General features: G+C 71.9%; 18 protein-coding genes. 12 read left to right on the top strand and 6 right to left on the bottom strand.

Going from position 1 to position 21,304, the window contains the following annotated elements; genetic code table 11:
* Positions 1 to 67 precede the first annotated feature (67 nt).
* From ACFYTT_RS24980 to ACFYTT_RS24955, 6 genes are all read left to right on the top strand, one after another.
* Positions 68 to 421, top strand: coding sequence for a VOC family protein (locus ACFYTT_RS24980; protein ID WP_176095032.1), 354 nt, complete (start codon positions 68 to 70; stop codon positions 419 to 421).
* A complete protein-coding gene (locus tag ACFYTT_RS24975; protein WP_387262727.1) occupies positions 418 to 1,659 on the top strand; it encodes a deoxyguanosinetriphosphate triphosphohydrolase in 1,242 nt (413 codons plus the stop codon). Before ACFYTT_RS24980 ends, ACFYTT_RS24975 begins: the two co-directional genes overlap by 4 nt.
* Before the next feature lie 171 nt (positions 1,660 to 1,830).
* Complete coding sequence (locus ACFYTT_RS24970) at positions 1,831 to 2,676, top strand: siderophore-interacting protein (protein WP_387262724.1); 846 nt, start codon at positions 1,831 to 1,833, stop codon at positions 2,674 to 2,676.
* A gap of 202 nt (positions 2,677 to 2,878) precedes the next feature.
* Positions 2,879 to 4,519, top strand: a complete 1,641-nt coding sequence (locus ACFYTT_RS24965) for a BCCT family transporter (protein WP_387262722.1) — start codon at positions 2,879 to 2,881, stop codon at positions 4,517 to 4,519.
* Positions 4,520 to 4,630: 111 nt separating this feature from the next.
* A complete protein-coding gene (gene dnaG / locus ACFYTT_RS24960; protein WP_176095028.1) occupies positions 4,631 to 6,490 on the top strand; it encodes a DNA primase in 1,860 nt (619 codons plus the stop codon).
* A 2-nt stretch (positions 6,491 to 6,492) separates the two neighbouring features.
* On the top strand, positions 6,493 to 7,029 hold the full coding sequence (locus ACFYTT_RS24955; RefSeq protein ID WP_131054891.1) for a hypothetical protein: 537 nt from the start codon (positions 6,493 to 6,495) through the stop codon (positions 7,027 to 7,029).
* 232 nt (positions 7,030 to 7,261) lie between these two features.
* Here ACFYTT_RS24955 and ACFYTT_RS24950 read toward each other — a convergent pair whose 3' ends face one another.
* A complete protein-coding gene (locus ACFYTT_RS24950) occupies positions 7,262 to 7,549 on the bottom strand; it encodes a flavin reductase (protein ID WP_176095027.1) in 288 nt (95 codons plus the stop codon).
* Between the two features lie 228 nt (positions 7,550 to 7,777).
* On the opposite strand from ACFYTT_RS24950, the gene ACFYTT_RS24945 reads away from it, so the two are divergent.
* The 3 genes from ACFYTT_RS24945 (at position 7,778) to ACFYTT_RS24935 (ending at position 9,095) form a co-directional block, all read left to right on the top strand.
* Entirely contained in the window at positions 7,778 to 8,581 is an 804-nt protein-coding gene (locus tag ACFYTT_RS24945; RefSeq protein WP_387262717.1) for a Scr1 family TA system antitoxin-like transcriptional regulator, read from the top strand.
* A complete protein-coding gene (locus tag ACFYTT_RS24940; RefSeq protein ID WP_387262715.1) occupies positions 8,572 to 8,763 on the top strand; it encodes a DUF397 domain-containing protein in 192 nt (63 codons plus the stop codon). The genes ACFYTT_RS24945 and ACFYTT_RS24940 overlap by 10 nt, the downstream gene beginning before the upstream one ends.
* A 140-nt stretch (positions 8,764 to 8,903) precedes the next feature.
* Positions 8,904 to 9,095 carry a DUF397 domain-containing protein gene (locus ACFYTT_RS24935; protein WP_357216165.1) on the top strand — a complete coding sequence of 64 codons (192 nt, stop codon included), beginning with the start codon at positions 8,904 to 8,906 and terminating at the stop codon, positions 9,093 to 9,095.
* 59 nt (positions 9,096 to 9,154) lie between these two features.
* Here the strand turns inward: ACFYTT_RS24935 and ACFYTT_RS24930 are convergent, their stop codons facing one another.
* From ACFYTT_RS24930 to ACFYTT_RS24910, 5 genes are all read right to left on the bottom strand, one after another.
* Positions 9,155 to 10,126, bottom strand: a complete 972-nt coding sequence (locus ACFYTT_RS24930; protein ID WP_387262711.1) for a TAXI family TRAP transporter solute-binding subunit — start codon at positions 10,124 to 10,126, stop codon at positions 9,155 to 9,157.
* Positions 10,127 to 10,185: 59 nt separating this feature from the next.
* On the bottom strand, positions 10,186 to 10,605 hold the full coding sequence (locus tag ACFYTT_RS24925; protein ID WP_131057271.1) for a roadblock/LC7 domain-containing protein: 420 nt from the start codon (positions 10,603 to 10,605) through the stop codon (positions 10,186 to 10,188).
* A complete protein-coding gene (locus ACFYTT_RS24920; protein ID WP_387262708.1) occupies positions 10,602 to 12,956 on the bottom strand; it encodes a nitrate- and nitrite sensing domain-containing protein in 2,355 nt (784 codons plus the stop codon). The genes ACFYTT_RS24925 and ACFYTT_RS24920 overlap by 4 nt, the downstream gene beginning before the upstream one ends.
* Positions 12,957 to 13,095: 139 nt before the next feature.
* Complete coding sequence (locus tag ACFYTT_RS24915) at positions 13,096 to 14,115, bottom strand: TAXI family TRAP transporter solute-binding subunit (protein ID WP_387262706.1); 1,020 nt, start codon at positions 14,113 to 14,115, stop codon at positions 13,096 to 13,098.
* A gap of 17 nt (positions 14,116 to 14,132) precedes the next feature.
* Positions 14,133 to 16,358: a TRAP transporter permease gene (locus tag ACFYTT_RS24910; RefSeq protein ID WP_387262705.1), complete on the bottom strand. Its 2,226-nt coding sequence runs from the start codon at positions 16,356 to 16,358 to the stop codon at positions 14,133 to 14,135.
* A gap of 669 nt (positions 16,359 to 17,027) precedes the next feature.
* Here ACFYTT_RS24910 and ACFYTT_RS24905 point away from each other — a divergent pair.
* From ACFYTT_RS24905 to ACFYTT_RS24895, 3 genes are all read left to right on the top strand, one after another.
* Positions 17,028 to 18,074: a YihY/virulence factor BrkB family protein gene (locus ACFYTT_RS24905; protein ID WP_176095023.1), complete on the top strand. Its 1,047-nt coding sequence runs from the start codon at positions 17,028 to 17,030 to the stop codon at positions 18,072 to 18,074.
* A gap of 345 nt (positions 18,075 to 18,419) precedes the next feature.
* Positions 18,420 to 19,598, top strand: a complete 1,179-nt coding sequence (locus tag ACFYTT_RS24900) for an ROK family protein (RefSeq protein ID WP_131053884.1) — start codon at positions 18,420 to 18,422, stop codon at positions 19,596 to 19,598.
* A 65-nt stretch (positions 19,599 to 19,663) separates the two neighbouring features.
* A complete protein-coding gene (locus tag ACFYTT_RS24895; protein WP_176095977.1) occupies positions 19,664 to 21,175 on the top strand; it encodes a sugar ABC transporter ATP-binding protein in 1,512 nt (503 codons plus the stop codon).
* The last annotated feature ends 129 nt before the right edge of the window (positions 21,176 to 21,304 follow it).

Here is a 21,304-nt window from a genome sequence, read left to right as displayed (position 1 = left end):
GTGGCCGGATGGAACCGCGTACCGCACTGCTGGGAAGTCGTGCCGACGGCCGGCCGGTGGTGCCGGCATGACCAGCGTCTGGACGCATCTGACCGTGGACGCGCGCGACCCGGGCCGGCTGGCCCGCTGGTGGGCCGAGGCGCTCGACTACCAGGTGGTGCGCGAGCTGGCGCACGAGGCGGAGATCCGGCAGTCCGCCGACCGGCTGCCCGGCATCCTCTTCGTGCGCGGGACCGGGATCAAGGAGGGCAAGAACCGGCTGCACCTCGACCTGCGCCCGGCCGACCGGGAGGCCGAGGTGGAGCGGCTGGTCGACATGGGAGCCCGGCACGTGGACGTCGGCCAGGACGGCGACGACTGGACCGTGCTCGCGGACCCCGAGGGCAACGAGTTCTGCGTCCTGCGGCAGGCGGGGGATTGAACGCTGACGGCGCCGAGGCGCGCTGGGTGGCGGAGCCGGCCAAGGATGCCGGTCACGGCCGGTCGCCGTACGAGCGGGACCGGGCCCGGGTGCTGCACTCGGCGGCGTTCCGCCGGCTCGCCACCAAGACTCAGGTGCACGCGGCCGGCACCGACGACTTCCTGCGTACCCGGCTGACCCACTCGCTGGAGGTGGCGCAGATCGCCCGCGAGATGGGCGCGCGGCTCGGCTGCGACCCGGACGTGGTGGACACCGCCGGGCTCGCCCACGACCTGGGGCACCCGCCGTTCGGACACAACGGCGAGGCGGCGCTGGACGTGGTCGCCGCCGACTGCGGCGGCTTCGAGGGCAACGCGCAGACGCTGCGCGTACTCACCCGCCTGGAGGCCAAGGTGTACGCCGCCGACGGCACCTCCGCCGGACTGAACCTGACCCGCGCCGCGCTGGACGCCGTCGGCAAGTACCCGTGGACGCGCCGACCGGGCCAGCGCAAGTTCGGCGTGTACGCCGACGACCTGCCGGTCTTCCACTGGCTGCGGGAGGGGAGCCCGGCCGGCGAGCGGCGCTGCCTGGAGGCGCAGGTGATGGACTGGGCCGACGACGTGGCGTACTCGGTGCACGACGTCGAGGACGCCATCCACGGCGGGTACCTGACCCTGGAGCCGTTGCGGGTCGACGCCGACGAGCGGGCCGCGCTCTGCGCCGACGTGGCCGCCGTCTACTCCACAGAGTCCCCCGACCACCTCGGTCAGGTGTTGCTGGACCTGCTGGCCGACCCGGTGTTCGCGCCGCTGGCCGGGTACGACGGCAGCCATCGGGCGCAGGCCGCGCTCAAGGCCACCACCAGCGTGCTGACCGGCCGTCTCGTGGCGACCGCCGTCTCGGCCACCACCGACCGGTACGGCCCCGGGCCGCACCGCCGGTACGAGGCCGACCTCGTCGTACCCCGGCCGCTGCGGGCCCGGTGCGCGCTGCTCAAGGGCATCGCGTTGCGGTACGTGATGCGCCGTCCCGGCGCGTCGCAGCACTACCAGCGGCAGCGGGAGATCCTCACCGACCTGGTGGCGGCGCTGGCACGGCGGGCGCCGGATCTGCTCGACCCGGTGTTCGCGCCGTGGTGGCGTTCCGCGCCGGACGACGCCGCCCGGTTGCGGGTGGTCATCGACCAGGTGGCGTCGCTGACGGATCCGGCGGCGCTCGCCTGGCACGCCCGCCTGCTCGGCAGCGCTGCGATGTAAGGAAGCGATGTAAGGAAGGGGATGTAAGGAAGGGTCCCCTGCTAACGCCTGGTGTATAGGAAGGGACCCCTCCTAACACCACACCCCGTCGCGCGCCGTCGGGGGCGGTCGGGGGTGGGGATCGGGTACCGGGGTGGACGACCACCGGGTTAGTTAGGTTAGCCTAACCAGATGACGGAGCGCCCGATCAAGGTCACCACCGCCCGCGTGCTGCGCACCGGGCGGCCCACCGCGCACGTGATCCGGCTGGTGCTGGGTGGGGAGGAACTCGTCGGGCTGCCGCTCGGCGAGTACACCGACACCTACATCAAGATCGTGTTCCCGGTCGACGGGGTCGACTACCCGCGCCCGATGGACCTCGCCGCGATCCGCCGCGAGCAGCCCCGGGAGCACTACCCCCGGCTGCGGGCGTACACGGTCCGGAACTGGGACGCGGTGGCGGGGGAGATGACCGTGGACGTGGTGCACCACGGCGACGAGGGGCTCGGCGGGCCGTGGGCCGCGGCTCTGCGCCCCGGCGACGAGGTGCTGTTCGTCGGCCCCGGCGGGGCGTACGCGCCGAGCCCGGAGGCGGACTGGCACCTGATGGTCGGCGACGAGAGCGCGTTGCCGGCGATCGCCGCGTCGCTGGCCCGGCTGCCGGCCGGCGTGCCGGCGTACGTCTTCCTGGAGGTCGACGGCCCGCTCGACGAGCAGCCGCTGCCCAGCCCCGGCGCGGTGGCGGTGACCTGGCTGCACCGGGGTGCCCGGCCGGTGGGCGAGGCGCTTGTCGACGCCGTACGCGGGCTGGACTTTCCGCCCGGTGCGGTGCAGGCGTTCGTGCACGGCGAGGCGGGTTTCGTCCGCCAGTTGCGCAAGCTGTTGCGGGTGGAACGGGGTGTGCCGCGCGACGCGCTCTCCATCTCCGGCTACTGGCGGCGGGGCCTGGACGACGAGGGCTGGCGGGCCAGCAAGTCCGACTGGAACCGGCAGGTCGATCTCGACGAGCAGGCCCCGGTTCCGGTCCCGGTCGGTTGATCAAGGTCTTGACGAGCCTTTTTCCTCGGATCCTGTTAGCGTCATGATCCAATAGGGTTCGAGGTGCCCGAACTCTCCGTTAGTGCCCCGTTTGTCGGCGATCATCAGCAGTGTGTCGCCGAACTCCTGGTCACACCAGGGTGATTCGTGCTGATTGCGGCACGCGGCGGCGCGGGAACCGGAGGATTGGTTCGGGGTGACCATGAGCGACGAAATACCGCAGCAAACCCGCCAGCGGGCGGGCGAGATCGACCGGGTCGTACTCGGGCTCGGCGTCGGTGGGGTGCTGGCCGTAGTGGTCTGGGGAGTACTTGCCCGCGATTCGCTGGCGAGCTTCGGTGAATCCGGCCTGGGCTGGGTGATCGACACGTTCGGTTGGTTCTTCGTCGTCGCGGCCAACGCGTTCCTGGTGCTCGCGGTGGTGATGGCGTTCTCCCGGTTCGGTCGACTCCGGCTCGGGAAGGACGACGAGGAGCCGGAGTTCAGCGCCCTGGCCTGGATCGCCATGATGTTCAGCGCCGGTATGGGTATCGGCCTGGTCTTCTTCGCCGTCGCCGAGCCCATCCAGCACTTCACCACCCCGGCACCGGCGAGCGGCGTCGAACCGCAGACCGAGGCGGCTGCCGGGGCGGCAATGCAGTACACGCTGTTCCACTGGACGCTGCACCCCTGGGCGATCTACGCGGTGGTGGCGCTGGCGCTGGCGTACTCGACCTTCCGTAAGGGCCGGAAGGGCACCATCTCGGCCGCGTTCCGGCCACTGATCGGCGATCGGGCCGACGGCGGTCTCGGCCGGACGATCGACCTGTTGGCCGTCTTCGCCACCGTCTTCGGCTCGGCCACCAGCCTCGGCCTCGGCGCTCTCCAGGTCGCCGCCGGCCTCGACCTGGTGGTGGGCGTCCCGGACAGCACCGCCGTCGAACTGGTGGTGATCGGCGCACTCACCCTGGCGTTCGTGATCTCCGCCTTCACCGGCCTGCACAAGGGCATCAAGTGGCTCTCCAGCACCAACGTGCTGCTCGCCCTGGGGCTGATGTTCTTCGTGTTCGTGGTCGGCCCGACCGTCTACACGCTGGAGGTGCTGCCCGCCTCGATCGGGAACTACCTCGACGACCTGGTGGTGATGTCCACCCGTACCGGCGCCTTCTCGGACCCGGCGTGGCTCGGTGACTGGACCATCTTCTACTGGGCGTGGTGGATTTCCTGGGCGCCGTTCGTCGGTACCTTCATCGCCCGGATCTCCCGGGGCCGTACGGTCCGGCAGTTCCTGATCGGCGTCCTGCTGGTGCCCAGCGGCGCCAGCGCCGTATGGTTCGCGATCATGGGCGGCAGCGCGCTGCGGATCCAGAGCACCGGCACCCGTGACCTGGTGGCCGACGTCGCCGCGAGCAGCGAACAGGCGCTGTTCGGCCTGCTCGACGCGCTTCCCCTGGCAGCGTTGACCAGCGTCCTGGCCATGGTGCTCATCGCGCTGTACTTCGTCACCAGTGCCGACTCGGCCTCGTTGGTGCTCGGCTCGCTGACCTCGCGGGGCTCGCTACGGCCGCACCGGGTGCTGGTGGTCTCCTGGGGTGTGCTGATCGGCGCGGTCGCCGCCGTGCTGCTGCTCGCCGGTGGACTGGACGCCCTGCAACAGGCCACCATCATGATCGCGTTGCCGTTCGTGGTGGTGATGCTCGGACTGGCCGCCGCGCTGGTCAAGGACATGTCCGACGATCCGCTGCTCGCGCCGCCGTTCCGCACCCCGCGATCCGGCCTGGCGGCCGCCGTGCGCACCGCCCGTTCGTACGAGGAGGAGGACCCGCCGCCCGTCCGGCGCTACCTCCGCCGTCGTCCCCGCTGACGCTTGGTGGGTGTGAGGAGGGGACCCCTGCTATACCGCAGGCGTTAGCAGGGGGCCCTTCCTTACACCGTCGGTGGGGCAGGGCAGGATGTAGCCCGAGGGGGTGGCGACATGGCGGGGCGGATCCGGGACGAGGACATCGCGTTGGTCCGCGAGCGGACCTCCATCGCCGAGGTCATCTCCGACACGGTGACGCTCCGATCGGCCGGCGGCGGCAACCTCAAGGGGCTCTGCCCGTTCCACGACGAGAAGTCCCCCTCGTTCAACGTCTCACCCGCCCGTAACGTCTGGTACTGCTTCGGCTGCGGCGCGGGCGGCGACGCGATCAAGTTCCTGATGGACGCCGAGCACCTCAGTTTCGTCGAGTCGGTGGAGCGGCTCGCCGAACGGGCCGGTGTGCAACTGCGGTATGTCGAGGACGACCGCTCCACCCCGCGTACCCGCCCGCAGCAGGGCCAGCGGCAGCGGCTCGTCGCCGCGCACGCCGCCGCAGTGGAGTTCTACACCGCGCAGCTCACCACCGCCGGGGCGCGTACCGCACGGGAGTTCCTGGCCGAGCGGGGGTTCGACCGCGCCGCCGCCGAGCGGTACGGCTGCGGCTTCGCCCCGGAGGGCTGGGACCCGCTCACCAAGCACCTGCGCCAGCGCGGGTTCACCCACGACGAACTGGTCACCGCCGGGCTGTCCCGACCGGCCCGCTCGGGCAGCCTGATCGACCGCTTCCGGCGTCGGCTGCTCTGGCCGATCCGCGACCTCACCGGCGACGTGATCGGCTTCGGTGCCCGCAAGCTGTTCGAGGACGACGACGGCCCGAAGTACCTGAACACCCCCGAGACGCCGATCTACAAGAAGTCGCACGTGCTCTACGGCATCGACCAGGCCAAACGGGAGATCGCCAAGCAGGGCCGGGTGGTGGTGGTCGAGGGGTACACCGACGTGATGGCCTGCCACCTGGCCGACGTGCCGACCGCCGTGGCGACCTGCGGCACCGCGTTCGGCGCCGACCACATCGGCGTCCTGCGTCGGCTGCTGCTGGACACCGACGCGGTGGCGGGCGAGATCATCTTCACCTTCGACGGGGACGCCGCCGGCCAGAAGGCGGCGCTGCGGGCCTTCGAGGACGACCAGCGGTTCGTCGGGCGTACCTTCATCGCGGTCAGTCCGGACAACATGGACCCGTGCGAGCTGCGCCTGGCAAAGGGCGACCTGGCCGTACGCGACCTGGTGGCCCGCCGCGAGCCGCTCGTCGACTTCGCGCTGCGGCACATGCTCAACCGCTTCGACCTGGACACTGTGGACGGTCGGGTGGAGGCGATGCGCCGCGCCGCCCCGCTGGTGGCGAAGCTCAAGGACCAGGAGAAACGTCCCGAGTACGTGCGCAAGCTCGCCGGGGACCTCGGCATGGAGATCGAGCCGGTGCAGCGGGCGGTGCTGGCCGCCGCCTCGGGGCGTCCGGCGGAGGCGCCGACGCGTACCGCCCGTGCCGAGCCGACGGTGGACAGCCCGCAGTCGATGGTCGAGCGCGAGGCGCTCAAGCTCGCCCTCCAGGAGCCGGCGCTGGCCGGGCCGATGTTCGACGCGGTCGAGGCGAGCGACTACCGGCACCCGGTGCACGTGGTGGTCCGGGAGGCGGTGTCGGCGGCCGGCGGAGCCGCGTCGGCGGCCGGTGGCGCGGTGTGGATCGAGTCGGTCCGGGACGCCTGCACCGACCTGGCGGCCCAGGCCCTCGTCGGTGAGCTGGCCGTGGAGCCGTTGCGGATCGACGGCGAGCCCGACCCGAGGTACGTCTCGATCACCATGGCCCGCCTCCAGTGGGGCTCGGTGACCGCCCGCATCCGGGACCTCAAGTCGCGGATCCAGCGGATCAACCCGGTCAACAACAAGGACGAGTACTTCGCCACCTTCGGTGAGTTGCTGTCGCTGGAACAGCACGCCCGCGCGCTGCGCGAGCAGGCGGCAGGAGGGCTGTAGAGATGGGACTGTTCCGCCGCCGACCGAAGCTGCCACCGGCCGACCGGCCACCGCTGGAGCGCGACGAGCGGGTGCTGGCCTGGTCTGCCGCCGGCAACGGCGAGGGAGACGGCGTGGTGGTGGCCACCAACCTCGGGCTCTGGCTGCCCGGACGCGGCCACCGGGTCGGTTGGCACGACATCGTCAAGGCGGTCTGGTCGGGCCGGGAGTTGACCGTCACCCCCGGCGAGCAGGTCGCCGAACGGGACGGGTACGTGGTGGTCGCCGACTGTCCGGCCGAGCGCTACCTGCTGCTCGACCCCGGTGAGCTGCCGCACCAGATCCGGGCCCGGGTCACCAAGTCGGTGGCGTACACCCAGCACCACGCCGTGCCCGGCGGCGCTGGTCGGATCGTCGGCCGGCGGGTGTCCGGCGTCGACGGCCTGTCCTGGATGGTCCGCTACGACCCCGGCACCCCCAGCGACGACCCGGCCGTGCTCGCCGAGACCGATCACCTCGTCGCCGCCGCCCGCGCCGCCACCACCCCCACCGACCTCTGACCCGCCCGGCCGCCCTACTCCGGCGGCCGTCCGCCTCGCCGTCCGCCTCGCCGTCCGCCTCGCCGTCCGCCTCGCCGTCCGCCGAGGGCGCCCGTCACGCCGATCATGGACTTGTGGCGAGGACGAACGAGGGCAAAACACATCCTTCCGGGTGCCACAACTCCATGATCGACGTGCGGGTCGGGTGGTGCGCGGGGGTGGGTGATGTGGGGGTCGGGCGGGGCGGGGTGGGTCAGCGGGGGCGGGCCCAGGTGAGGAAGCGGGCGGCCAGCGTTTCGGGTGGGCAGGTGCCGGCCAGGTCGTCGGCGGCGTCGTACATCATCGAGCCGAGATAGACGAGCAGGCCGGTACGGTTCTCCCGGTATTCGCCCAACAACGCCAGCCGGGCCGCCGAGCACGGCCAACGGGCACCGCACACCCGGCACCGCCAGGACGGTCGGGCCGCGACGTGGGGGCGGTAACGGGCCGTCACCAGTCCCGGTCCCCGGGGAGCGGGATGGGGGTGGCCGGGGACGGACATCGCCGGAACGGGAATCGCATGGGTGGGCCTCCGTCGAGGTGAATGGGGCGCCGGCCGAGTCGGGTACGCCGACGCCCCGGCCTGGTTCCGCCCGCCGTCCGATCCCGTGAGCGGTCCCGCTGCGTGACAGTCTGGTGAGGACGCGACTACGGTGGGAGGCTTGGCGCGGTGACGACGCGCGCGTCCCGGGCCGATCTCAGGCGGTACGACGATGTACGGAGGGTGTCCGTGGACCGCTCGTCCATGCTGGAGCACTTCGCGGAGGAACTGCGGCTGGTCCGGTCCGCTGCCGACATGTCGCAGACCGCGCTGGCCGAGGCGCTCAGCTACTCGGCCGCGCTGGTGGCGAAGGTGGAGACCTGCGAGCGGAAGCCGAGCCTGGACTTCGCCCGCCGCTGCGACACGGTGTTCGCCGCCGACGGCCGTTTCGAGCGCATCCAACGCCGACTCAGCCGGGAGTCGGTGGTGCCGTGGTTCCGTGACTGGGCAGGCATCGAAGCCGAGGCCACCGCGCTGCGTTCGTTCGAGCCGCTGTGTGTGCCGGGGCTGCTGCAAACTGAGGCATACGCCCGCGCGCTGCTGTCGGGTGGTGGATTGTTCGCTGACGACGAGGTCGAGCAGCAGGTGACCAACCGGTTGGATCGCCAGGCGGCGCTGACCCGTGACCGGCCGCCCCTCTTCACCGTGGTCGTCGACGAGTATGTCCTGCGCCGCCGGATCGGCGGGCAGGAGGTGATGCGGGAGCAACTGCGACACCTGGGGAAGACGGGTTCAGCCATGCCCCGGGTTCGGATTCAGGTCGTGCCGCTGGCAGCCGGAGCATATGCAGGGCTCGGCGGCCCCTTCGTGATCGCCACCTCGCCCAACGGAGACGATGTCGTCTACCTGGAGGGCCAACGCCACGGGCAGGTGATCGACCGTCCCGACTACGTTCAGCAGATGGTCGAGGTTTGGGAGTCGATCCGGGGTGAGGCACTATCGCAGCAGCAGTCCCTCGATCTGATAGCGGAGTTGGCGGAGACATGGAGCTGACCGGCGTCCGGTGGCGCAAGAGCACCCGCAGTGGCCCCGATGGCGGCAACTGCGTGGAGGTGGCCGACAACCTGTCGGGTGTGGTGGCGGTACGCGATTCCAAGGATCCGGCTGGGCCGGTGTTGGTCTTCGGTCCCGGCTCCTGGCGTGCGTTCGTCACCCGGCTCTCCGAGCGTCCATAGCGGCCCTCGGCATGTGGAGTCCGCGTCGATCTTGGACAGTTGCCGTCAGCTCCTGACTGTCAGCTCCTGACGGCAACTGTCCAAGATTCAGGTGCGGGGCGGTGGGCGGATGGCGTCCCGATGACGGAAGTGGCGGAGACATGGAATTGACCGGCGTCCGGTGGCGCAAGAGCATCCGCAGTAACGGGCAGGGTGGCAACTGCGTGGAGGTGGCCGACAACCTGTCGGGTGTGGTGGCCGTACGTGATTCCAAGGATCCGGCTGGGCCGGTGTTGGTCTTCGGTCCCGGCTCCTGGCGTGCGTTCGTCACCCGGCTCTCCGAGCGCCCGTAGCGGACGCCGGCCGCGACCCGTGGCCGGTGCCGTCCGACGTCGAGGCAGCGCAGCGGCGGTCAGCCGCCCTGGTAGTAGCGGGCAGCGCCGGGGTGCAGGGGGATGGGGTCGGTGGAGGCGGCGCTCTGGCGGTCGAAGTTGCGGGCCTCGGGGTGTGCCACGGCCAGGTCGGTCTGGTACGTGAAGAGGAGCCGGGTCAGGTCGTACGCCAGCTGATCGGGCATGTCGGCGTTGACCAGGATCACGTTGGCCACCGTGACCGTGGGAGTGCCGATCGGCGTGTCGTAGGCGTCCTTGGGCAGCTCGGCGGTGGTGTAGACCGAGCCGTGTTCGGCGTTGAGCGACTCGACCAACTCGGCGATCGGCAGCAGGGCGAACCGGCCCGGTGCGCCGCTGAGCATGTCGGCGATGCCGGGGGTGGGCAGGCCGCCGGAGAAGAACATGGCGTCGAGCGTCCCGGCGCGCATCCGGGCCACCGTCTCCGGCAGCGACAGCCGGGCCCGGCGTACGTCCCGTTCGGGGTCCAGCCCGGCGGCGGTGAGCAGCCGGGCGGCGATGACGTCGGTGCCGGACTTGGGGGAACCGGTGGAAACCCGCTTGCCGCGTAGTGCCGCGAGGCCGGTGAACTGGGCGTCGGCTCGGACGATGACGTGGGTGTAGTTGCTGTAGACCCGGGCCAGGGCCCGGACCGGTTGGGGTCGGCCGGCGAACGCGCCACGGCCGGCGCTGGCGTCGGCGGCGGTGTCGGCCAGGCTGAACGCGATCTCCATGTCGCCCTCGACCAGGCGGGTGATGTTCTCGCCGGAGGCTCCGGTGGGTTCGGCGCGGGCCTCGTAGCCGGGCAGGTGCCGGCTGATGATGTCGGCGTACCCGCCGCCGAGCTGGTAGTAGACGCCGGTGGTGTTGCCGGTGGCGAGGAAGATGCGTCCGTCGTGCCACGGGCGCGGCTCCGGGCTGGCCTTGGCGCCACAACCGGCGACCAGCGCGACCGCCAGCACGGCCGCCATCAGACGCCGACCCCGCCCGGCCACGCCGACACCTCGCGCGCGAACCGCCGAGCTTCGTCCATCGACGCCGGCACTCCGGCCGGTCACGCCGGCACCCCGCCCTGTTCCGCCCAGGTGCGCATGGCCGGTTCGAGGGCCTCGGCCACCCGCTGGACCAGGGTGGCCGTCTCGTAGCCGATCTGGCCCAGGTCGCAGCCGGCGGAGGCGAGGACCCCGATCAGGGCGCGGTCGCCGACCGCCATCACCAGCAGCACCCCGCCGTCCATGTCGACGATCTGCTGGCGTACCCGGCCGGCGGACATCAGCCGCGCCGCGCCGACGGTCAGGCTGGCCAGCCCGCTGATCACGGCGGCGAGCTGGTCCGCCTGGTCGGTGGAGAGGTGGGGCGAGGCGGCCAGTCGCAGCCCGTCGCCGGAGACGGCGAGGGCGTGCGACACGTCCGGGACCTGCTCGGCGAAGTTCGCCAGGAGCCAGTCCAGGCCGGCGCTGACGTTGGGCATCATTCGGGTCTCCCGCTGTGTCTGGTCTGCTGGTTGCGTCGCATCGCCTGGGCCACCCCGGCCGACAGGGCGGTGAGTCGGGCCCGGACGACCTCGGGGTCGAGCAGGTCGGTGCCGGCCGGTGGGGGTGGGGTGTCGTGCAGTTCGGACTGCAGGCCGCCGCCACGGGTCCGCCGGGGCAGTCCGCTGGCGGTCGCCGCGCCGGCACCCGACCAGCTCGGCGGTGCCTGGCCCGCCCCGGCACCCGACCAACTCGGCGGTGCCTGGCCCGCCCCGGCTCCGGCGCCCGACCGGCCGGACGATCCGTTGACGGCGGTGCGGACCACCGGCAGCGTCATCGTCGGGGCCCGGTGGACGGTGAACTGCTCCGGCGCGGTGCCCATCTCCGCCCGGGGCCGCGGTATCCGGCGGCCGCCGGGCTCGCCGTCGTGCGAGCGGAACCAGGCGGCACCGGGGGGCGTGGCGCGTGGCGCGGCGGGCGGCCGCCCCTTGACCTCCTCGACCCGGGTGAGGATCTCCTCCGGGACCTCCACCTGGGCGACCGTGCCGGCACCGGCGCTGTGCAGTCGCACCTGCACGCCGTGCCGCGCGGCCAGGTGGGCCACCACGTGCAGGCCCATGCTGCCGGCCGCCGCGCTGGACAGGACGGCCGGCGCGCGCAGCCGCTCGTTGATCTCGGCCAGGCGGCCTTCGCCGATGCCGATGCCCTGGTCGTGTACGCGCAGCGTCAGCCCGTCGACTGTCCGTCGACCGTCCACGTGCACCGGGGCGTGCGGCGGGGAGTAGGCGGTGGCGTTCTCCAACAGTTCGGCGAGGAGGTGGACGAGGTTGCCCACCGCCGAGCCGTGCACCGCGGCGGCCGGTACGTCGATCTCGACCCGGGCGTACTCCTCGATCTCCGACGCGGCGCCCCGGACCACGTCGGCCAGCAGGTGCGGGCCCTCGTGCGAGCGGCCCGGTTCGCCACCGGCGAGGACCAGCAGGTTCTCGCCGTTACGCCGCATGCGGGCGGCCAGGTGGTCGAGCGCGAACAGCCGGGCCAGCGCGTCGGGATCGGTCTCCTCCTGCTCGAACTCGTCGAGCAGGCGCAACTGCCGGGTGATCAGCGTCCGGATCCGTCGGGCCAGCGCCTCGACCATCCGGGTCACGTCCATGCGCAGCTCGGCCTGCTCACCGGCGAGCCGCAGGGCGGCCCGGTTGACCGTGTCGAACGCCTCCGCCACCTGGGCGATCTCGTCGCGTCCGCGACTGATCCCGGCGGTGATCTGGGAGGCCGGACCGGCACCGGAACTGCTGTCGCCGGCCGAGATCGCGGTGATCCGCTCGGGCAGTTCCCGGTGCGCCATGGCCAACGCGGCCACCCGCAGCCGCCGGAGCCGGCGGCTGGTGCGTACCGCCAGCATCGCGGCGGCGACCAGCGAGGCCAGCGCCAGCCCGCCGGCGGAGCCGCCGGTGACCAATGCCCGCTGGCGGGCGTCGGCGGCCAGCGCGGCGGACCGGCGGTCGAGGTCGTCGGAGAGTTCGCGGCCCAGCAGGTTGAACCGGCGGATGGTGCCGCTCTGCGCCACGAACCAGGCGTCGCCGTCGGTGCCGAGCGCGGCCGGCTCGCGGTCCGCGTTCAGCGCGCTGTCGCGCATCCGCCGGGCAGTGGAGACGTCACTGCCGGCCAGCAACCGGGTGTACGCGGCCGTAGCGTCCGCCCCGGCGATGCGGGAGAACTCGGCCTGGCGTTGTTCGGCGGCGCCCCGCAGCCGGCCCAGCCGGACCAGTTCACCCTCGGCCAGCTCGCCCCGGACGAAGACGGTCCGCAGCAGGTCACGTTCCAGCGACGCCAGGTGCTCCTGGGCGGCGACGGCGGCCACCTCCCGGGCCCGGTTGGCCAGCTCCGGGTCGCGTACCTGGGCGGGCAGCGCGTCGGCCACCGTGAGCAGCGACTCCACCAGCGCCACGTAGGTCGGGTCGGCGGTCGCGGAGCCCAGTGCGGCCACCCGTGCCTCGTCGAGCTGGACGAGGTGTTCGTCCACGCCGTCCAGGGAGCGGCCCAGGTCGGGAGCGGCCCGTCGGGCGTCGCCGCTGGCCGACCGGTACCGCGCCACGGCCTCGTCGACCCGCTGCCGCTGGGCGTCGACCAGTTGCCGGCCGGAGGTCCCGCCGCGCTGGCGCAGGGCGGCCGTCTCGCCGAGTTCCCGTTCCACCTCGTGCACCAGCGACACGGTGGCGGTGGCGGTGCCGGCCAGTACCCGGGCGCGTTCGGCGTCGGTGGTGGCGGAGAGGGCGTTGCCGGTCTGGATCGCGCCGAGGGCGAGTAGTCCGGCGGTGGCGACGAGGATCGGCGCGAGGAGCTGCGTACGCACCGACCACAGTCGACCGGTGTGATCGGACGGACGGTTGTGCCGGCGTACGCGCGCCAGTGAGGGCAGCGGCACGGGGGTCTCCCGAGGTAGTGGTGGCCGGGCCGGGCCCCCACGGGAGGCACCGGCCCGGCCGGGTCGGTCAGCTCGCGCCGAGGTCCTGCAACGCCTTGTCCGCACCCCGGTGCAGACCGACCGGGTCGGTCTTGCGGGCGGTGTCCAGAGCGATGCCCTTGGCGGCGGGGTTGGCCTGGGCCAGCGCGTCCTTCTTCTCGAACACCGTCCGGGTGATCGCACAGGCCACGTTGGCGTCCAGGTCCTTGCGGACGAGCAGCACGTTGGGAACCACGATGGTCGGGGTGTCCGCCACAGTGGAGTACACGTCCCTGCCGATCGTGCCGGCCTGGTACGCGGGGTTCAGCTCGCTCATCTTAGGCAACAACGGCGTGATGTCGATGAACTTGACCTTGTCCCCGGCAGTGGTGAAGAGATCCGTCACACCGCCGGTGGGTACGCCGCCGGACCAGAAGAAGCCGTCGAGGCTGCCGTCCTTGACGCCCTCGACCGTCTTGGTCAGGTCCAGACGCTGGGCCTGGATGTCGGCGGCCGGATCGAGTCCGGCGGCCTCCAGCAGGCGGTTCGCGATGACCTCGGTGCCGGACTTGGGGGAGCCGGTGGAGATCTTCTTGCCCTTCATGTCGGCCACGGAGTTGATTCCCGCGTCGGCCCGGACGACCACCTGGGTGTAGTTGTCGTAGATCCGGGCCAGCGCCTCGACCGGCTGCGGAGTGGTGAAGGTGCCCTTGCCCTGCACCGCGTTGACGGCGGTGTCGAAGAGCGAGAACGCCACGTCGTACTGGCCGCCGACGAGCTGTTCGATGTTCTGCACCGACGCGCCGGTCTCGGCCGCCGTGCCGGTGAGCCGGCCGGCGGTGCTGTTCGAGAGCTGCCCGGCCAGGGCGTTGCCGACCACGTAGTAGACGCCGGTGGCGTTGCCGGTGGCGATGCCCACCCGGGTGTTCTCGGCCACCTCGCAGGTGACGGCGTTCGCGGTGTCGTCCGTGGCGGCGGCGCCCTGACGGCCGCCGCAACCTGCGGTGCCGGCCGCGACGAGGGCGAGTGCTCCCACTCCCGCCACGAGCCGCACGTTGATCCGTCCCACTCTTGCTCCTTCCGCGTTCATGCCGGTGATCCGGCTCGCGTCCCGCCGGAGGAGCCGGCGGATCCGCGTCGTACGAAAACGCCCACCGCCATGGCGCCGGCCAGTACGGCACCGATCGCGACGGGTACGGGTTCCAGCCAGAGCAGCGTGAGCCCGGCGATCGCGCCGAGCATCCGCTCCGGTACGCCCGCCGGGCCGACCCCGGGCAGCCAGCCGCCCGCCGCCACGGCCAGCACCGCCACGCTGAGCGCGGTGACCGTGCCGGCGACCAGGATCCGTTGTGGACCGCCCATGCCGAGCAGGCCGAGCCCGGTCGGGGTGGCCACGAAGGCGAGCGGGATGAGGTAGGCCGGCAGCGCGTACCGCAGGGTGTGCCACATGGTCGGTACGACGCGGCCGCCGGTGACCGCGGCGGCGGCGACCGCGGCGAGCGCGGTCGGCGGCGACACCTCGGACAGCACCGCGAAGTAGAAGACGAACATCGCCGCGGCGGGGGCGCTGACGCCGAGGTCGAGCAGGGCCGGACCGATGATCACCCAGCCGATCACGAAGGACGCGGTGACCGGGATGGCCAGGCCGAGCAGGCTCAGCGCGACGGCGGCGAGCAGCGCGGTGAGCGCCAGCACCACAGCCGGATTCGAGCTGACCATGCCGGCGGCGTCGATCAGCAGCGCCGCGGCCTGTGGCCCGAGCCCGGTCTTCGTGGTGGTGGCGGTGATGATCCCGGCCGCCGCGCAGACCACCGTGACGGCGAGGACCCCGCGTGCGCCGCCGGAGAACGCGTCGAGCAGCCGGGGCGGGGTGAGCCGGTGCCTGCGGTCCAGGTAGGACAGCACGATCGCCAGCAGGGTGGCCAGCACCACCGCGCGGGTGGCCGAGACGCCGACGGCGAGCAGGCCGACGATCGCGAACAGTGAGGCGAAGTGATAGCCGGAGCGGGCCAGCAGCCGCCAGGCGGAGGTGGCCGGCATGGCTGCCGCGCGTACCCCGGAGCGGCGCGCGTCGATCTCCACCGAGAGCACGATGCCGAGGTAGTAGAGCACGGTCGGCACCATCGCCCAGCCGAGCACCTGGAGGTAGGAGACGCCCAGGTACTCGGCGATGATGAACGCCGCCGCGCCGAGCGTGGGCGGGGAGAGGATGGCGCCGACACCGGCCGCCGCGAGCATGCCGCCGGCCCGTTCCGCCGGGTAGCCGGCGCGGCGCAGGATCGGCCAGGTGACCGCACCGATGCTGACGGTGGTGGCGGCGCCCGAGCCGGAGACGGTGCCGAGCAGGAAGCCGGAGGCGACCGCGGTACGACCGGCGGCGGTGCGGGACCGGCGGAACGCGGCGGCGGAGAGGTCGACGAAGAACCGGCCGGCGCCGGAGCGGTCCAGCACCGCACCGTAGATGGTGAACAGCACGATGTAGGTGGCGGCCACGTCCAACGGGGTGCCGTAGAACCCGCTGTCGGAGTTGTAGAAGGCGTCCACGATCTGCCCGAAGTCGAGCCCGGCGTGGGCCACCGCCCAGGTCTGCGGCAGCAGTCCGCCGTAGTAGCCGTAGCCGAGGAAGACCAGACACACCACGGGCAGGATCCAGCCGGTGGTGCGTCGGCACGCCTCCAGCAGCAGGAGCAGCAGGACGGTGCCCATCGCCACGTCGGTGCCGACGAGCAGGCCCTGCCGGTCGAGGAAGGCGTCGTAGCCGCCGCCACCGCCGGCCAGCGCGACCGGCAGCACCGGGTAGAGACAGGCGGCGAGCGCGGCGACTGCCAGTGCCCAGTCGACCCCGCTCGGCCCGGTGCGTGGCGGGCGGGCCCGCGCCGGGGGCGTGGCACGTCCGTCGGTGTTCGCGTCACGGTCGCGGCGCAGCCGGGGCAGCCGCAGGTCGGCCGGGTACGCGAGGAAGGCCAGTGGGAGTACGCCGGCCAGGAAGAAGATCAGGTAGTACTTGCTGCCCTGGGCCAGTGGCCGGAACACCTGCCAGAGGGCGAGCAGCGCGACGGCCAGGGTCGCGGCGGTCAGCAGGACGGCGACCGGCCCGGTGAGCGTACGGCCGGGCTTCTCGTCCTCGAACTGGGCGGCCAGTTCCCGCGCGTCCACCTCCGGCGGCGCGTCGGTGTCCCCGGCACCGGTGGGTCGGTCACCGGGTGGCGTGTTCGGGCCGGTGGCGGGCTCGGGGCCGGGTCGTTGCCGGGGGATGGTGGCCGGAACGGTCCCGACGGCGCGCGGATCGGCCTCGGGGTCGGCCTCCGCCACGCGGGCACGGGCGCGATTGCCCTCGGGTCCGGAATCATCGGTGAATCGGATAGCCGACACGAGGGGGGACGATACGCGAATTGACACATCGATGGGAACATTGTCGATCGTCGTTTCCCTGAGTGACTTTCATTTTGTTTCAGTCACTCCCCGCTGCGCTTGTTTCAGAATCAGTTTCGCGACCGGCGCGGGACGTGCGCGTTAGTCTGCCGGATGCGCGACGCGAGCACGCGTAACTGCGTCCGTTTTTCACCTTCTGGTGCATTGGGCTGTCACATGTCGGCGTCGAAATGCCAGCGAATCCATTACTCTCCGTATAGATGCTGACGGAGGGTGGCGGCGTCGATCGGGTCGGTCGTCCGGGCCGGGGCGGTGGTTCGGCGGCTACCGGTGCGGGTGCCCGACCTGATCCGGTCGGCGCGTCACGGTTGACAGCGGATCCCCGACGAGTCGCGCTCTGCGCCGGTGCACGCGCCATTCCCGATCGCCTTTCCGCCATGGCCCGGGCCGGACGCGCGGCACCGGTGGCGCGACGGTGCGGTCGGCGGCACGACGGTGTGGTCGGCGGCACGCCGTGTCCGCGGTCCACGCGGAGGGCCGGCGGGTGGTTACCCGAGCGCACTGGCGGGGCATGTCTCGGGCGAGAACATCGAGGTGAGGGGAGGGGCGATGGCCTCCGAGAAGTCTTCCCGTCCAGACCGGGCCGACGCGGTGCGGCAGCCCGCCGACGATCCCCACAGCGGTGCGGAGCGCCTGCCGGCCGACCGGGACACCCCCGACGGGCCGACCCGGCTGTCCCGCGACGAGTGGGTGGCGGCGGCGCGGCGGACCGTCCGGGAGTTCAGCTCCGACGGCCTGACCGACTGGGCCGCCGCCCTCACCTACTACGGTGTGCTCTCCATCTTCCCCGGCCTGCTGGTGCTGGTCTCGCTGCTCGGTCTGCTCGGCCCGAGCGCCACCCAGGGCGTGCGCGACACCGTCGGCCAGGCGGTGCCGGAGCAGAACATCCGCCAGATCATCGACGCGGCCATCGACCAGGCGCAGCAGAACGGCGGTCTCGCCGGCCTCGCCGCCGTGATCGGTCTGCTGGCTGCCTTCTGGTCGGCCTCCGGCTACGTCGCCGCCTTCATGCGCGCCTCCAACATCATCTACGACGTGCCGGAGGGACGCCCGATCTGGAAGACCCTGCCGATCCGGGTGGGCGTGACCGCCGTGATCGGGGTGCTGCTGCTGGCCAGTGCGGTGATCGTGGTGTTCACCGGCCGGTTCGCCGAGCAGGTGGGTGACGCGATCGGGGTCGGCAGTACGGCGGTGACGGTCTGGGACCTCGCCAAGTGGCCGGTGCTGCTGATCCTGGTCAGCCTGATGTTCGCCATCCTCTACTGGGCTTCTCCGAACGCCCGGCAGGGCGGCTTCCGCTGGGTCAGCCCGGGCGGGGTCCTCGCGGTGGTGATGTGGCTGCTGGTCTCCGGCGTCTTCGCGCTCTACGTGGCCAACTTCGGCTCGTACAACAAGACCTACGGTGCGCTCGCCGGTGTGATCATCTTCTTGGTCTGGCTCTGGCTGAGCAACGTCGCGATCCTCTTCGGCGCCGAGTTCGACGCCGAGCTGGCGCGCGGCCGGGCCATCGCGGGTGGCCTGCGTCCGGTCGACCGGGAGCCGTACGTCGAACTGCGCGACGACCGCAAGCTGCGGCAGGAGGACGAGACGGAGTGAGTTCGGCCTCTTAGCCGATCAGAGACACCCTGGGTCCGAGCGCCGGTCATCGGCGCTCGGACCCAGGCTCGTTCTGCCCGGTCGGATGCGCGTCGTCAGGCTCCGGCCGGTTCGGCCACCTCCCGCCCTCGGGCGGCATCGGCAGGCCGGCGGCCACCATCTGCCACGGCGCGGACCGGATGAGCAACCCTTTCCTTGATCCACTCGAAGCTTTTGTCTGCTCGGACAAAAGTTGGTGGAATGTCGGCCGAAGATCTGGACAGGCAGCTCGGAAGGCGCTTACTGTGTCGGACACAACACATCGGCGTTGCGTCGATGTGAATCGCATCGATGAAAGGGGTCCCGATGCGGACCGTCGAACCCCTGCACGTGCGCCTGTTGCGGTTGCTCCGCGACCAGGGGGCCGTCTCCCGGGCGGAGCTGGCGGACCGCCTGGAGATCCCCCGTCCCCGACTGCTGGCCGAGCTGGAACGACTGGTGAGCCATGGCTACGTCGCCGAGGCCGGCATGGCCGCCTCCCGGGGCGGCCGACGCTCCACGCTCGTCGAACTGAGCCCGGACCTGCGGTTCGCGGCCGTCGACCTCGGAGCCAGCTCCATCGACGTCGAAGTCGTCAACGGCCGCCTGGAGCCCGTGGCGGCGTACGCGGAGACGGCCGACATCCGCTCCGGTCCCAAGGTGACCCTGCACCGCGTGAACGAACTGCTCGCCAAGGCCCGTGTGGACGGCGTCTACGACCGGCTGAACGCGGTCGGCATCGGGGTGCCCGGTCCGGTCAGCTTCCGCGACGGAGTGCCGGTGTCCCCGCCGATCATGCCGGGATGGGACCGCTTTCCGGTCCGTGAGCTGCTCACCCGCGAGCACGGCTGCCCGGCGGTGGTCGACAACGACGTGAACATCATGGCGATCGGCGAACGGCACGGCGGGGTGGCGCACTCGGTCGACGACTTCCTCTTCGTCAAGATCGGCACCGGGATCGGGTGCGGGATCTACCTGAGTGGCGAGGTCTACCGGGGCACCGACGGCTGCGCCGGGGACATCGGCCACATCCAGGTCGACGGGCACGGGCCGGTCTGCTCGTGCGGCAACGCCGGCTGCCTGGAGGCGCTGTTCAGCGGCGCCGCGCTGGCCAAGGAGGCCACTGCCGCAGCGCGTACCGGTGCCTCACCCGCGCTGGCCGAACGCCTGCGCGTGCAGGGGTCGGTCACCGCCCAGGACGTCGCCGCCGGTGCCGTCGAGGGCGACGTGGCCTGCATCCAGCTCATCCGCGAGGGCGGCCGACGCCTCGGCAGCGTCCTCGCCGGACTGGTCAGCTTCACCAACCCGTCGATGATCGTCATCGGCGGTGGACTCGCCCAACTCGGGCACGTCCTGCTCGCCGAGATCCGCAGCGTCGTCTACCGGCGTTCCCTGCCGCTGGCCACCGGCAACCTGCCGGTCGTGCTCTCCGAACTGGGACCCCGCGCCGGTGTCGCCGGAGCCGCGGTGCTCGCCAGCGACCTGGCTTTCCTGGAGGCAGCGTGAACACCGACGGCGACGTGAGCGACGCGCCACTGGTCGAAGCTCCGGACGACACCGTGGCCGGCGAGGTGGTCCTGCGTCTGACCGACGTGGTCAAGACCTTCCCGGGCGTACGCGCGCTGGACGGCGTGCAGTTGGAGGTCCGGGCCGGCGAGGTGCACTGCCTGCTCGGGCAGAACGGCGCCGGCAAGTCGACCCTGATCAAGGTGCTCGCCGGAGTGCATCGACCGGACTCGGGGCTGGTCGAATGGCGCGGCGAGCCGGTCACCTTCGCCAACCCGCAGGCCGCCATGCGAGCCGGGATCGCCACCATCTATCAGGAACTCGACCTGGTCGACGACCTGTCGGTGGCGGAGAACGCCTTCCTCGGGCACGAGCCGCGTCGGATCGGCTTCGTCCGCCGGGGGCAGATGGCCCGGCGTACCCGGCAGATCCTCGGTCGGCTCGGGCACGCGGAGATCCCGCCGGGCCGGGTGGTGCGAGCGCTGCCGGCAGCCGGCAAGCAGGTGGTCAGCATGGCCCGCGCGCTCTCCCACGAAGCCCGGCTGATCATCATGGACGAACCGAGTGCGGTGCTCGCCCACGACGAGGTGGAGAACCTCTTCCGGATCATCCGCGAGCTGACCGCGCAGGGGATCGCGGTCATCTACATCTCGCACCGGCTGGAGGAGATCCGCGAGATCGGTGACCGGGTGACGGTCCTCAAGGACGGCCGGACCACGGCCTCGAACCTGGCGGCCCGGGACACCCCGACGCGTGACCTGGTCTCCCGGATGACCGGCCGGACCATCGAGTACGTCTTCCCGGATCGCCCCGACAGCACCGGTGTCGGCGACGAACTGCTCCAGGTCGACGGGTTGACCCGGGCCGGGGAGTTCGCCGACGTCTCGCTCTCGGTCCGGGCCGGGGAGATCGTCGGCATCGCCGGGCTGGTCGGTTCCGGCCGGTCCGAGCTGCTGGAGACGATCTACGGCGCCCGGCGGGCCGAGTCCGGCTCGGTGCGGATGTCCGGTCGGGCCCTGCGGTCGGGCAGCGTCGGCGCGGCGGTCCGGGCCGGCATGGGCATGGCCCCGGAGGAACGCAAGAGCCAGGCCCTGCTGCTCGGCGAGCCGATCTACCGCAACGTCACGCTGGCGACCTTCAGCAGGTACGCCCGACTCGGGTTCACCGACGTCGGGAAGGAACGCGCCGAGGCGGACCGGATCGCGGAGAAGCTGGAGATGCGCCCGCGCGACGTACGCCGGGCGGTGCGTACGCTCTCCGGCGGCAACCAGCAGAAGGTGGTGGTCGGGCGCTGGCTGCTCGGCGACACCAGACTGCTGCTGCTCGACGAACCGACCCGGGGCGTGGACGTGGGCGCCCGCGCCGAGCTGTACCAGGTGATCCGGCAACTCGCCGCCGAGGGTGTCGGGGTGCTGCTGGTCTCCAGCGAGGTGCCCGAGGTGCTCGGTCTGGCCGATCGGGTGCTGGTCATGCGGGAGGGCCGGGTCGTGCGTACCGCCCCGGCGGGCGAACTCGACGAGAACACCGTGCTCGACCTCGTGATGGCGGGGTCCCTGATGGAAGGCGCACCGGCATGAGTGAGCGTCAGCGAGCGAATCATCGATACAGCGTGAAGGTGTCTCATGGCGGCGCGGAGCGAAGCGGAGCGCCGGCATGAGTGAGCGTCAGCGAGCGAATCATCGATACAGCGTGAAGGTGCCTCATGG

Origin of the sequence: Micromonospora sp. NPDC003816 (assembly GCF_042874705.1) — a bacterium.
Classification (GTDB): domain Bacteria; phylum Actinomycetota; class Actinomycetes; order Mycobacteriales; family Micromonosporaceae; genus Micromonospora.
This window is presented reverse-complemented; position numbering and strand designations above follow the sequence as displayed.